The organism is Streptomyces sp. NPDC054841, from assembly GCF_053611045.1.
The window spans coordinates 23,170-34,975 of sequence record NZ_JBSGZO010000042.1; the positions used below are offsets into that span (position 1 = coordinate 23,170).

12 protein-coding genes and 1 pseudogene are annotated in these 11,806 nt (G+C 67.1%); 7 read left to right on the top strand and 6 right to left on the bottom strand.

The features are described 5' to 3' along the window. Positions 1-182: 182 nt before the first annotated feature. The 5 genes from ACWGI8_RS09210 to tgmC all read left to right on the top strand — a co-directional run bounded on the left by ACWGI8_RS09210 (position 183) and on the right by tgmC (position 5,173). The gene (locus tag ACWGI8_RS09210; RefSeq protein ID WP_453659494.1) at positions 183-1,418 is read left to right on the top strand and encodes a helix-turn-helix domain-containing protein; all 1,236 of its coding nucleotides are present in this window, start codon (positions 183-185) and stop codon (positions 1,416-1,418) included. A 527-nt stretch (positions 1,419-1,945) separates the two neighbouring features. Beyond that, positions 1,946-2,227 (top strand): DUF7848 domain-containing protein, encoded by a 282-nt coding sequence (locus ACWGI8_RS09215; protein ID WP_453659495.1) that lies wholly within the window; start codon positions 1,946-1,948, stop codon positions 2,225-2,227. Between the two features lie 597 nt (positions 2,228-2,824). Next, a complete protein-coding gene (gene tgmA / locus ACWGI8_RS09220; RefSeq protein ID WP_453659496.1) occupies positions 2,825-3,088 on the top strand; it encodes a putative ATP-grasp-modified RiPP in 264 nt (87 codons plus the stop codon). A gap of 10 nt (positions 3,089-3,098) precedes the next feature. Beyond that, on the top strand, positions 3,099-4,052 hold the full coding sequence (tgmB, locus tag ACWGI8_RS09225; protein WP_453659497.1) for an ATP-grasp ribosomal peptide maturase: 954 nt from the start codon (positions 3,099-3,101) through the stop codon (positions 4,050-4,052). After that, positions 4,049-5,173 (top strand): ATP-grasp peptide maturase system methyltransferase, encoded by a 1,125-nt coding sequence (gene tgmC / locus ACWGI8_RS09230; RefSeq protein ID WP_453659498.1) that lies wholly within the window; start codon positions 4,049-4,051, stop codon positions 5,171-5,173. The genes tgmB and tgmC overlap by 4 nt, the downstream gene beginning before the upstream one ends. Before the next feature lie 290 nt (positions 5,174-5,463). Here tgmC and ACWGI8_RS09235 read toward each other — a convergent pair whose 3' ends face one another. The 6 genes and pseudogenes from ACWGI8_RS09235 to ACWGI8_RS09260 all read right to left on the bottom strand — a co-directional run bounded on the left by ACWGI8_RS09235 (position 5,464) and on the right by ACWGI8_RS09260 (position 9,635). After that, positions 5,464-6,600: a PP2C family protein-serine/threonine phosphatase gene (locus ACWGI8_RS09235; RefSeq protein WP_453659499.1), complete on the bottom strand. Its 1,137-nt coding sequence runs from the start codon at positions 6,598-6,600 to the stop codon at positions 5,464-5,466. A gap of 152 nt (positions 6,601-6,752) precedes the next feature. Then, a complete protein-coding gene (locus ACWGI8_RS09240) occupies positions 6,753-6,983 on the bottom strand; it encodes a hypothetical protein (RefSeq protein WP_453659500.1) in 231 nt (76 codons plus the stop codon). 374 nt (positions 6,984-7,357) lie between these two features. Further along, positions 7,358-7,765: a VOC family protein gene (locus ACWGI8_RS09245; protein ID WP_453659501.1), complete on the bottom strand. Its 408-nt coding sequence runs from the start codon at positions 7,763-7,765 to the stop codon at positions 7,358-7,360. 62 nt (positions 7,766-7,827) lie between these two features. Beyond that, a pseudogene (locus tag ACWGI8_RS09250) lies at positions 7,828-8,549 on the bottom strand (VWA domain-containing protein). A gap of 46 nt (positions 8,550-8,595) precedes the next feature. Next, positions 8,596-8,808 carry a DUF397 domain-containing protein gene (locus ACWGI8_RS09255; RefSeq protein WP_453659502.1) on the bottom strand — a complete coding sequence of 71 codons (213 nt, stop codon included), beginning with the start codon at positions 8,806-8,808 and terminating at the stop codon, positions 8,596-8,598. Then, complete coding sequence (locus ACWGI8_RS09260; RefSeq protein WP_453659503.1) at positions 8,805-9,635, bottom strand: helix-turn-helix domain-containing protein; 831 nt, start codon at positions 9,633-9,635, stop codon at positions 8,805-8,807. The genes ACWGI8_RS09255 and ACWGI8_RS09260 overlap by 4 nt, the downstream gene beginning before the upstream one ends. 193 nt (positions 9,636-9,828) lie before the next feature. Here ACWGI8_RS09260 and ACWGI8_RS09265 point away from each other — a divergent pair, with 193 nt between their 5' ends. Continuing rightward, positions 9,829-10,431, top strand: a complete 603-nt coding sequence (locus ACWGI8_RS09265) for a winged helix-turn-helix domain-containing protein (RefSeq protein ID WP_453659504.1) — start codon at positions 9,829-9,831, stop codon at positions 10,429-10,431. After that, on the top strand, positions 10,428-11,768 hold the full coding sequence (locus ACWGI8_RS09270) for an MFS transporter (RefSeq protein WP_453659505.1): 1,341 nt from the start codon (positions 10,428-10,430) through the stop codon (positions 11,766-11,768). The genes ACWGI8_RS09265 and ACWGI8_RS09270 overlap by 4 nt, the downstream gene beginning before the upstream one ends. Positions 11,769-11,806 lie beyond the last annotated feature (38 nt).

Here is an 11,806-nt window from a genome sequence, read left to right on the forward strand (position 1 = left end):
GGTCAGGATTCACGCGTCGCCGACACAGCCCGACCGAAGCCCCGTCAGGCCTCCAACCCGGCGGTGTGCCGGGGCTTCTATGTGTTCGCCTGGGCATTCGGAACAAGCTGCATGGACCGGGAGCTACCCGTCTCGCGCGGCCCTCGTGCGGGCATACGCTGGGTGTGAGGGGATGGTGACGCATGACCACCGATGAGAGTCAGAACGTCAAGAAGCTCCGCCGCTCGAAGGGGTGGAGCCAAGAAGACCTTGCCCACGAATCCGACTTGAGCGTTGCCACGATCCGCAAGGTTGAACAGGGCGGAAGCGTCCGAGTTGAGACCCTTCACGTGCTCGCTCGCGCGCTTGACGTGCCGACTTCGGCGCTCTTCACCACGGAGAGCCCGGCACCAGTGATTGGGGACGAGTCCAGCCGTCAGCACCTAGCGGAACTCCGTAGGGCGCTCATGCCTCCCGTGGGGTTGGCTGCCACCCTCAACGAGCTGGGGCCGGGCGATGACCTGGACACCCTGCAACGAAGCATCGGAGATGGGCACGCGCTCTACCACGCCGACCGGTACGGGTCTGTGGCCAAGATGCTGCCAAGTCTCCTCCGGCGGGCCGAAGCCACCGTGGCTACCACAGAAGGCGAGGACCAACAGCGCGCCGTGATCGTCCGAGGGCAAGCGCTCATGCTCGCCGGCAAGTACCTCGTTCAGATCCGCCAGTACGACCTGGCCTACTACGCGTTGTCCGAAGGCATCCGGCTTGCCCGGGAGACCGGCCATACGCTGAGCGCCGCGACGGGCGTGGTCGGCATGTGCTGGCTCTTGCTGAGGCAAGACCGCTTTGACGAGAGTGAGCGACTGGCCACGCTCACCGCTGGCGACATGGAACCGGTGATCTCGAAGGCACCCCCAGGCCAGCTTGCAGTCTGGGGGGAACTGTCTCTCCGCGTGGCCTCCGCTGCCCTTCGGAACAACCGGCCAGACGTAGCCACCGAAGCGCGACGCATGGCGAGCACGGCAGCGAGCGCGCTGAACACTGAGCACATCGACTACCGGACGCACTGGACGTCCTTTGGACCGGTGACCGCTGAGCTGAAGGCCGTGGAAGACCTATCCATTATGGGGGACGCTCGCGGGGTTCTTCGTCGTGCCGATGACGGGCTTCTCAGTCAGAAGGCCGTGCGCAACTTCGGAAAGCCCAGTGCCAACAACTGGGACCGCCACCGGTTGGACGTGGCGAAGGCTCACGTAGCCGTTGGGTCCTACCAAGACGCCATGGACGAACTCACCGGACTCAAGTCCACGTCTGGAGAGTGGCTGAAGCACCAAGCCATGGCCCGGTACCTCATGAGCGACATCCTGAAGAAGCGGCCCAGGACCCTCACACGTGCCATGCGAGACATGGTGGCTCACCTGGGTGTCACAGAGTAACTATTACGGTTCGTATCAGTTGGTAGTGACGCTTCGTCAAACTACTGTGATGCGCCTCTGGTTGGGTTCTGCACCGACTCATAGCTTCGTCACCGAAGACGACAGCGACCGGATACGCCGGGGGTCGGCATGGCAGAGCACACGGAAAGAACCGCGCCACGCGTCACGCAGCTCAGGTTGCTGCCGTGGCCTACGGCAGACGGGCGCCCGTGCTACCTCAGCACGGAGGAACCACATGGGTTCCTGTCCCGGCTTGCGGACGACATGGAAACCGCTCAGCTCGCCATAGGCGCTGACATGCTCGGACACGCGCGGGACGTGATCAGCGACCGGAAGGCGAGCACACGTGAGTTGCGGTTCACTGTGGCGCGCCTGAGCGAATGCCTGTACGACGCGCTTCGAGTCGCCGACAGCCGTGGAGGGCGCCTCAACTGGTACCTCCCTGCCCCTGAAGAGCTTGCCGACTCTGAAGAGAGTGCTGAACCGGATGAGGCGCCGAAGTCGGCGGCTCGGGACCGGGGTGTGGCATGACACGAAGGGTCTTCAGGTATCAGCCGTTCACCACGCAGCAGGACCAGACCGTTGAGCCGGAGTACAGCGCGGAGTGCGCTGCCGGTATCGACGAGCCCTGTGGAGTCAGGTCGGGCATCTGTCATGACGCGGACTCCGTTGATGGCTGGATGCGTGCTCACATGAAGGAGACCGGTCACCGGCAGTTCCGCCGCTCCTTCGTGGACTTTTCGGAACTCGTCCCGGCGCAGGTGCTTCCCTCCGGTCTCGAGCTGGCGAGAGCGGAGCGGGCGAGGTAATGACTGCCGACTTCTACTGGTGCGAGATCGTCTTATCGGCCCAAGGGCGCGACACCCTGTTACGTGGGAGCCACACGACTTCGCCACGTCTTGCCGTGCGGTGGCTCCGAAGCGAGGCAAGGCGCCTTGCGGACCTCATGGACCCGCCCCTTGACACGCCATGGCTCTCCTGTGCCGGGCACGGTGTTCCGCTCGTGGTAGCCACCGACGCAGAGCGGGATGCACCGGAAGAGCTGAGGGCCTGGGCCGAAGACCTGAATGACCACGCGGTTGCTATGGCCCTACTCGCACACGGCAACCTCATTCGCATCTACACGAATGACGGACAGACCGGCGTGAGCCTGTCGGCTCGGCCCATGCCCTTGAGCTTCGTGACCGCGTGGCGGCAGTTCGCGGGGGCGTACGCGTCAGCGTGAAGGCAGGACTCCGTGCCTGCCGGACGTGGTGATTCGAGGCTCCCCCGTTTCGGTCAGAGCCTTCGGCAGGGACGGCCCACAGTTCCCGCCCCGGTGGAAGAATCCACTTCAACCCTGGACAGGTCGAGTGCCTACCGGGGCGGGTCGTAAGTGCAGTGTTCACCACGACCAAGGAGACACCTTGCAGAGCACCATCACTCAGGCGGCCCCGGCGCCGTGGGGCATGCGGCGCATGACTCCGCTCAACAACGGCACCCCTTCCCCGTGGCGATATGCGGGCATCGATCCTGTGACCCAGACGGGCCGCTGGACCGGGGCGGACGGGCGGATGACGCCGGCGGAGCTGGGCAAGCACGGCACGTCCGTCAACACGTACCCGGCCACCCAGGTCAGCAAGGACGGGAAGCAGGACAGCGACTCCGGCCACGACGCGTCCCAGGACTAGGGGGAGCCGCGTGAACGGACGCCCGGTGCTGGTTGCAACTGGATTCGAGGACGCAACCGCTGATCTGGTCATTGCGGAACTGAACCGGCGCCGGGTGCCCGTTCTCCGCTTCGACCCTGGACAGGACTTCCCGGCCAACGTCTTATTGTCGGCCCGCACGAACCCGGAGGGCTGGGGTGGTCGCCTCACGACAGGCAACCGAACGGCGGATCTTGGGAGCATCCGCGCCCTCTACCACCGACGGCCCTCCGTCTATGCCGCACGGGCTGAGGGGCAGGCGGCCCGGTTCGCCGCTCAGGAGAACCGGCGCGGGCTCGGTGGCGTGCTGGGGGCTCTCCCCGACTGTCTCTATCTCAGCCACCCCCAGGCCATCGCGCGGGCGGAGTACAAACCCGCTCAGCTCACCGCGGCAATCCGGGAAGGGCTGAACGTTCCGGTCACCGTGATCACCAACGACCCGGCCGAAGCCAGAGCCTTCACAGCTGAACAGCCGACGATCTACAAGCCGCTTCACGCCGCCGACTACGACGTTGATGGGGAGCCCGCCGGTATCTGGGCGGCCTCGGTCGAGCCCGATGAGATTGACGAGCGTGTGAGCGTCTGCGCGCACCTGTTTCAAGCCCGGGTTCCAAAGACTTCGGATGTGCGCGCGGTCGTCATCGGTGATCAGGTCTTCTGTGCCCGGATCACTGCCCCGGCCGGGGTTCTGGACTGGCGTGCGGAGTACCGGCATCTGAAGTACGAGCCGATCAAGTGCCCGGGCGGGATACGTGGGGCGCTCTTGCGCTTTCTCGCCGGCTTCGGGCTGAGGTTCGGGGCCTTCGACTTCGCGTTGACCGCCGAAGGCGAATGGTGGTTCCTGGAATGCAACCCAAATGGGCAGTGGGCATGGCTGGAGCACGAAGCCGGGCTTCCGCTGACAGCGGCCATCGCTGACCTGTTGCAACACGGAGAGAACGAATGAGTGACAAGGTTTCCTCGGAGGCACTACGGGCGGAGCTTGTCCAGCGCCTTCGCGCGTCGGGTGATCTGCGAAGCCCGGAGTGGGAAGCCGCCATCATGGCGGTACCCCGTGAAGCGTTCCTCAGCGAAGGATGGTTCGAGTACGAAGACGGCGGGTGGTACCGCCCCGCGTCCCTCGCTGACGATCCGGCCCGTCTCAGGCGGGTGTACGAGGATGACACGCTTGTCACGCAGGTGGCGGGAGAGGTGTTCCCACGGCAGGTAGAGGGCCGCATTTCCCATACCCCTACTTCGTCTTCGACGCTGCCGGGGCTTGTCATCCGGATGCTCGAAGAGCTTCAGGTCACCCAGGGCGCCCAGGTGCTGGAAATCGGCACCGGGACGGGCTACTCCACAGGGTTGCTCTCCCACGTTGTGGGAGACGACAACGTGACGTCCGTGGAGGTGGACGCCGACGTTTCCGCGCGTGCCGGTGTGGCACTCGCGGGGCTGGACTACTGGCCCACGCTCGTGGCTGGTGACGGTCTGGCCGGGCACAAAGACGGCGCCCCCTACGACCGCGTGATCGTCACCTGTGGAGTTCGTACGGTCCCATCCGAATGGATCGAACAGACCCGTCCCGGCGGCAAGATCCTCGTAACCGTGTGCGGCTGGATGAACGCCTCCGAACTCGTCCGGCTGACCGTGGCCGACGACGGGACCGCAAGCGGCCCGGTACTGGGAGGGAAGGTCTCGTTCATGCTTGCCCGTCCCCAGATGCCTCCTCCGCTGGGCATGCTGCCGGATTTCGACACTGTGGAGGCGTCACCGACGAAGGTGGGCGGCAACGCGCTTGACGACTGGACCACGCGGTTCGTCGCGCAGTTTGCGGCTCCACGTGCGCAGCGCTTCACGTTCCCGCGCAACGGCCGTGACGAACATGTCGTCGTCGACGTGGACGCAGGCGCATGGGCTGCCGTCTACGAGGAAGACGGGACGTGGTACGCCCGACAGGGAGGCTCGGTGCGGCTGTGGGACGACATTGCGGCGAGAGTGACCCGTTGGAAAGAAGCGGGCTCCCCACCCTCTGTACGCCTACGGCTCCACGTTGGGCCGGGCGGACAGCGCCTCACCTGGGACTGAGCCCGTCCGCCTACTAACGCCCCGTCTGTCTGTCGTTCCCCCGTGGCAGGCGGACGGGGCTCACTTCTCGTTGCTGGGGTCGTGTCGTGGAAATGCGGAGCTGTGGCTATGGCTTCGTTCACATCAAGCAGCAGCGTTTGTCCGCCGGTTTGGCCAGCAGTTGACGATCTTGAGACTCGTGGATGTTCACGAGAGATGACGTCAGTGCCTGAGCTTGGGGTTGTGACGCACTTGGGCTGCCATCGCTCCTGCCTCCGCCCTCAGCGGTTCGAGGAAGGAGAGCTCCTCGGCTACCTCTCCGCCGAGGACATGGGGCGCGTGGAACGGGCTGTACGCGCCATGCTCGACATGTAGCCGCTGCCGGCGGTGTCCTCGTCGAGCCGGTCGACGAGGATCATCGCCACGTCGTCCGTCAAGCGGCCTCCGGTATGGCGGATCAACGCCTGGTGCAGTTCCTCCAGGAACTCCCGCGGGGTGGTGCTCGCCCGTATCCCCTCCATGGTCTCCCGCAGAGGGAAGAAGTCGTTGTCGCGATTGCGGGCTTCGATCACGCCGTCGGTGTACAGGAGCAGACGGTCGCCGCGTACGAACGGATAGCTCTCGGCCTTGGTGGTAAGGCCGTCCACGAGGTCTTCCAGACCCAGCGGCGGCAGTGGCGTGTCAGGCATCAGGGCCTGAACGCTGCCCCGGTGCAGCACCAGCGGAGGCGGATGGCCACGGTTGACCACGAGCACCACCTGTTCCTCCGGCACCTGGGCCACGAGCGCGGTGACGAACCCCTCCATCAGAACCTCTGGAGCGTACGCACCGGGCACGGCCGCCTCCCGTCGCAGCGCGGCCTCACAGCAGTACATGACCTCCGTCAGCTCGTCCTCGTAGTGCACGGACACCCGGAACGCGCCCAGGGTCGCCGCGACCGCGCGCATGGCAGTCAGCCCCTTGCCCCTCACGTCCCCCACGATCAGCCGGACGCCGTACGGCGTCTGCACGGCCTCGTACAGATCACCGCCGACCAGCGCCCCTGTCCCCGCGGCGAGGCACAGGCTGGCGGCCCGCACCGGGCCCAGCCGTTCGGGGACGGGCCGCAGGACGACCTCCTGCGCCGCCACAGCGATCCGGCGGACCTGGTCGAGCTCGCCCTGCCGGCGCGTACGCATGGCGTTGCTCAGGATGACACTGGCCACGGACACCACGAACAGCGCCAGGAAGTTCCCGGTGATCAGCTGGGTCAGCGTCCCCCACGACTGGTTGTAGGTCGCGGAGGCCGCGTTCACACCCGCGGCGAGGACTGCCGTGGTCAGTGTGCCCATCGGGCCCATTGTCAGCGCGGCCAGCGCCGGCGTCGTGGCGAGCACGGGGCCGGTGACCAGATCGTGCGCGGGCGAGAGCTCGATGGTCAGTACGGCCAGCACGATCGCGAAGGGCACACACTGCCCCAGCCGGAACGGGACCCCGCTGTGACCGACCGCTCCTGGTCGAGTGGACGGCCGCAGAGAGGGGCAGAGGCGGGAACGCATAAGTACAGCCTGCCTCGCCGGACGGGAGCGCTCCACCCCTCGGCCCGTGCCGGGCTCCCGGATCAGCGGACCGGGAGACCGGTGAACGCGTCCGCACGCGCCGTACCGTCCCAGCCATCCTTGGGCCTGCCCAGCCCGTAGAGCGCGGCGACCATCGGGGCCACGTCCACCGTGCGGGCCGGGGCGTCGCTCACCGTCCGCGTCCGTACGACGCCCGCGCCGCCCCCGACGAAGAACGGGATGAGGAGGGTGGCCGGGTGCCCGTGGTTGCCCGGAATCGAGTTCGAGAACACGCTCGGGTCCGAGAATCGGTAGCCGGGGCGTACCTACGCCACCAGGTCGTCGGCGGCGCAGGAATACCCCGATCCTGGCCTGGCAAGCCCCCACCGCCGTCAAAACTCGTGAACATCACCTGCCTGCGGAAACGGGTGCCTCCCGAACCCATGCACAACCGCCATCACGACACGTAAATAGAGCCAGTGGCTACTACCCGTGTCCTCGCGGACCGCGATGCGGACTGCGATGCAGACTGCGATTCACCGCGCACCGAGGTCTCGGGCGTGCGCGCCCCTTCGACCACCTCCGAGCCGCGCAGCGCCGGCCCGTCGACTTCCGGGAGGCGGCTCCCGGGACACCGAGGATCCTCTCGGTCCTCGAGGTGTCGGACTCACTCCGTCGGTTCAGCGCCCGGCACGTTCGCCGTCGCGGCCCGCTCGGCCGCGCTGCGCTCCACACAGAACTCGTTGCCCTCAGGGTCGGCGAGCGTCACCCACCCGGTGCCGTCCGGGTTGCGCCGGTCGCCCACGAGCGAGGCGCCGAGCTTCAGCAGCCGCTCGACCTCCTCGTCGCGGGTACGGTCCTGCGGCTGCAGGTCGAGGTGGACCCGGTTCTTCAGGGTCTTCTTCTCGGGCACGGTGACAAAGAGGATGCCGACTCCCGGCGCCTCCACCAGCGCCTCGGGGTCACCCGGCTGGTCCTCGTCGCTCACCGGGCACTCCAGGACCCCGGCCCAGAAGGTGGCGAGCGCGTACGCGTCGGAGCTGTCGAACGTCACATGTCGCACCAAGGTAGCCATACGCGCCACGCTCGCACGGAGGACCGGACCGCCGCACCTGAATTCCGACCTCGTCCCGACGGTCAGGACCGTACGATGCCGACCCTTCGGGCGTTCTCCAGCCACACCGGGAACTCGGACACCAGCCAGTCGTACAGCTCCGCGTCCGGCACCCGGCGCGGGTCCTGGCCCGCGTGGAAGAAGCCTGCGTTGTCGATGGACCGTTTCGCGGGGACCGCAAGTTCGTCCAGCTTGCGCAGGAAGTCGAACTGCTTGCTGCCTGGGTCGCCGAAGCCGATGAACTGCGAGAACATCGACAGTTTGGCCGCCTTGCACAGATAGCGTGCGGCGGCGAGCTTGTTGATGGGCCCACCGTCGGTCTGGAAGACGACGAGCGCCAGTGCCGTGGCGCCGCTGTCCAGGTAGTGGTCGATGACGGCGTCCATCGCCAGGTGGTAGCTCGTCTTGCCCATGTGCCCGAGACCGGCGACGATCCGGTCGATGCAGCCCTCGTGTCCGGCGAGCGCGATCTCGGTCTCGGCGTCGATGTCCGTGGAGAAGAACACGACCGGGACACGTCCGTCGTCATCGAGGTTCGCGGACAGCCCGAGCACGCGGTCGGCGAGAGCCTGGACGCTGCCGTCCTGGTAATACGGCCTCATCGAACCGGAGTAGTCCACCACCAGGTAGACGGCCGCGCGCTGACCGCTCAGTCCGTGCTTCTCCAGCGAGACGCCCGCGCTCTTGTAGAGGCTGACGAGGGCCGGGCGGTATCCTCCATCTTGCGCAGGCTGATGGCCGCCATGGTGCAACTCCGTTCGCCCTGCTGATGGACGCGAGGACCAGAGCCGTCAGCCCGCGAAGGTGCTGTCCTTGACGGCGGTCACGAAGGCCGCCCAGCCCGCATCCTTGAAGACGAGCCCGGGCCCCTGCGGGTTCTTGCTGTCGCGGACGGGGACGGCGCCGGGGACGCCGTCGGCAACCTCCACACAATTGCCGCCCGTGCCATCGCTGTAGGACGACCTGCGCCAGATGATGTCGCTCAACTCCTGCGCCCTGTTCATACGTTCCCGTAATCCTCCGCCACCGATTCCAGCAGTTCGAGGGTCGCCATCGGCGACAGTGCGGCGGCCCTGGCGAGATCGTATGACCTCTGGCAGTGCTCGACCAGTACGGGATCGTCGATGAGCCGGCCACTGCCCGCACCTTCCGTATAGACGACCGTCGGTGCGTCATCGAAGGACAACACGGAGATCATGCTGTCGATGAACGCCTCGTTCATAGCCGCGAAGGGCAGCACCTGCACCACCACACTCCGGCTTCGGGCCCGCTCGGCGATGTGCACGAGCTGCTCGCACATGGTCTCGGGTCCGCCCATTGGCGTCCGGAGCGCACTCTCGTGAATGATCTCCCACAGCACGGGCCTGGCTGGATCTTCCAGAACCCGCTGCCGGTCCATCCTGCCCCGGACATGGTCCTCGACGGTCTCCTGTGACGCGAAGGGCGTCGCCGTCCGCGTGATCGCCCGCGCGTACGCCTCCGTCTGGAGCAGCCCCGGCACCAGCACCGGCGCGTACTCGCAGATCATCTTGGCCTGTCGCTCCAACTCCGCCGCGTCGGCGAAGTAGTCGGCGACCTTCGTCGTCCTGGCCAAGCGGCACAGACGCTGGAGGTGCTCCCCACTGCCCAGCACCTCGTCCAGGTGCCTCGACATCTCCAACTGCGGGCGTCTCGTCGCGTTCTCGAACTGACCGATGTACGTGGCAGAGCAGAACACCCGCTCCCCCAAATGCTCTTGCGAGAGTCGCGCGGCCTCGCGCAAGCGTCGCAGCTCCGAGCCGTAGAAGGCCCTCGGGTCGGTGTACGGATCGGTGTTCCTGGGCTCGGTCATCACCAAGGCCCCTTTCACGCAACGCACTTGCCTGCCGCACAGAGCGTAGCCACCGAGGGACGGCCGGTGCGGCCGAACGCGAGGAACCGTCTCTCGTGACGAAGCATCAGCGAGTCGGCTCGCCAAGCGAGTTGCAGAGATTTCTCTGCAGACGACTCTATGCAGAGAAGTCTCTGCAACCTAGATTGCCGATATGAGCGACGAGACGGAGCCCGGCGCGGCCGGGCAGAAGCCCGTACGGCACCTTGACGCCCGCAGTCTGCGCGGCCTGGCGCACCCCTTGCGCATGAGCATCCTCGACGCGCTGACTCTCGACGGCCCCGCCACAGCCACGGGACTGTCCGCGCGTCTCGGCGAGAACACCGGCACCGTGAGCTGGCATCTGCGCCATCTCGCCCAGCACGGGTTCATCGAGGAGGAGACGGGACGGGGCACCAAGCGTGAGCGCTGGTGGCGAGTCATCGAGGACACGAAGGTCCTGGAGACCGCCGACTTCCGCGACGACCCCGGCACGAGGGGCGCCCTCTCCATCTATATGCACGAGTTGGTGCAGCAGTACTTCAGCCGGGTCACGAACTACCTGAGCGAGGACTGGGACGGCGACTGGCAGCGCGCCGGCACCATCGGCGACTGGCGTAACCTGCGGCTGACACCGGATCAACTCACGTCGCTCAACGCGGAGATCATGAACCTGATCGCGCGCTACGCGGCTGCGCCCGGTGAGGCGACCGAGGGTGCGCTGCCGGTCATCGTGCAGCTCCAGTCGTTCCCCCGCAAGGAACGGGAGAACTCATGAGCCACGGCATACGTGTCAGTCTGCTGCGCCGGCACCGGGACTTCCGTCTGCTGTGGTGCGGGGAGACCGCGGGGAAGTTCGGCGCCTCCGTCACCGGTGTGGCCACGCCCCTGATCGCCGTCTCCACCCTGCATGCGGACGCATGGGAAGTCGGCGTCCTGGGTGCCTCGGCCTGGGTGCCGTGGCTGGTCATCGGTCTGCCCGTCGGAGCGTGGGTGGACCGGACGCGCCGCCGGCCCGTCATGCTGACCGCTGCCGCGGTGTCGCTACTTCTGTTCGCGCTCGTTCCGGTCGCGGCTCAAGCCGGTTTCCTCACCATCGGCCTGCTGGTGGCCGTCGCACTGCTCACCGGCACCGCCGCCGTCTTCTTCCAGACCGCCTACACCGCGTACCTCCCCGGCATCCTCGCCCCCGAAGACCAGGCCGAAGGCAATGCGAAGCTGCACGGCAGCGCATCCGCCGCACAGATCGCCGGTCTCGCTTCGGGCGGTCTGATCGGGCAGGTGGCGGGGGCGGTGAACGCGATGTTCGCCAACGCGGCGACCTTCCTCGTCTCCTTCATCTGCCTGGCGGGCATCCACCATCGCGAGCCGCGCCGCGAGAAGACGGCGGTCCGCGAGACGCTGCTCGGCGAGGTCGGTGAGGGTCTGCGGCTGGTCGCCGGCGACCCCTGGCTGCGGTCGCTGACCCTCTTCGGAGCCGCGTCGAACCTTGCCCTCATGGGCTATCAGTCGATCCAGGTCGTCTTTCTCGTCCAGGTCGTCGGCCTGGATCCCGGGGCGGTCGGCGGACTCATCGCGGCCGCCGGCACGGGCGGTATCGCCGGTGCGTTCGTCGCCCGCCGGGTCGCGGGCCGGACGGGGACCGCCCGTGCGATGCTGCTGTTCGAGCTGGTGTTCGCGGTCTTCGCGCTGCTCATCCCGACCGCCTCCGTCGGAGCCGGGCTCGTCCTCTTCACCGTCGGCGGGTTCTGTGTGTCGGCGGGTGTGGTCGGCGGCAACGTCGTCAAGGCGGGCTTCCAGCAGCGCTACTGCCCGCCGGAGCTCTTCGGGCGTCTCACCGCGAGCTCGTCCTTCCTCAACTTCGGAACTATTCCCCTGGGTGCACTGCTCGGCGGATGGCTGGGAACCGTCTTCGACCTCCGCACCGCCATGTGGATCACGACGGCCGGAGTACCGCTGGCCGCGCTCATCCTCCTCTTCTCCCCCATCGGGCGCGTTCGCGACCTGCCGACGGCGCCACCTCAGCCCCCGGGTGCACCGGGGCATCCGGGTTCCCGGCCGGAGCCGCCCTGGAGCCGACGTCACAGCCGCAGTGGCGAGTCGCAGCCGCACTGATGACACGCCGCGGCGCCTGCCCTTGTCCGGTCGGGGAC